The sequence below is a fragment of the Psychromonas aquimarina ATCC BAA-1526 genome (assembly GCF_000428725.1).
Taxonomy (GTDB): Bacteria; Pseudomonadota; Gammaproteobacteria; order Enterobacterales; family Psychromonadaceae; genus Psychromonas; species Psychromonas aquimarina.
This window is the reverse complement of sequence record NZ_AUAM01000145.1, coordinates 1-1004: the sequence shown is the minus strand read 5'-3', so window position 1 is coordinate 1004 and position 1004 is coordinate 1. Positions and strand designations below refer to the sequence as shown.

At 46.7% G+C, this 1004-nt stretch carries 2 protein-coding genes; both read left to right on the top strand.

Annotated features, from left to right (window positions below):
- Window positions 1–626 (top strand): tyrosine-type recombinase/integrase (locus G337_RS0119470; RefSeq protein WP_028865320.1); only part of this gene is annotated, 626 nt, incomplete at its 5' end.
- Window positions 619–1004 (top strand): IS91 family transposase (locus tag G337_RS0119465; protein WP_028865319.1); only part of this gene is annotated, 386 nt, incomplete at its 3' end. The genes G337_RS0119470 and G337_RS0119465, both read left to right, overlap by 8 nt.

Sequence of the window (1004 nt, the reverse complement as noted above, 5' to 3'; positions counted from 1 at the left end):
TCGTTAAACCGCCTAAACAGCAGCCCATTCAGGATCTTTTATCCGTTACTGAAGTCGAAGCGATCATCAATGCAACCCGACAGCTCAGATACCAGGTTTATTATCTAACCACTTACAGTTTAGGGTTGCGCTTAAGTGAATCACTAAACCTGACGACGGCTGATATTGACGGTCATCTGATGCGGGTTCATCTGCGTAATACCAAAAGTAAAAAAGACCGCTTTGTGCCGTTACCTCAAGCCACCTTATTAGCATTACGCCGTTATTGGAAAACCCATCGTCACCCGACCTTGATTTTCCCGGGTGGCAAAGCGCCACATATCCGCGAGGGTAAACCAATGGTGATGGATAAAGGCGGTGTTCAAAAAACTATTAAGCTTGTGGCGAAAGAATGCGGCATCAGCAAAAACGTCCATGTTCATACACTGCGTCACTCCATCGCCACACACATGTTAGCGCGCGGCTGCAGTCTGCGCTCTATTCAAACCTTTCTCGGCCATTCAGATCCAAAAACCACTGCGATCTACACGCGTATGACAGACGAAGTAGCACAAAACAGTGCATTAATGCTCAATGACATTATTGATTCATTATCCATTAACTGGCAGGAGAAGGAGCATGATTAGCCTCGCTTCTATTGCCGAACACTATCAACAGCCGCTGCTCGATAAATATGGGAGCAGGATGAAAAACACACATCGACACGCACTCAAGCAAATCATCGCCTGCCACACATCACAAGCCGGAGCCATGCTGTATCACTGCGATTATTGTCATCTTACCGCTACTTTATTTCCCTCCTGCGGACATCGGCATTGCCCCGCATGTCAGCATTCAGTCAATAATGACTGGCTAGATTGTCAACGTCAGAAATTACTGCCCGTTGATTATTATCTGATCGGTTTTACTCTGCCGGCACAGCTCCGCAACTTTGCCTGGCATCATCAAAAATGGGCCTATCAGGCGCTGCTAAAAGCCGCAAAAGAAACGCTAGATTCCTTTTT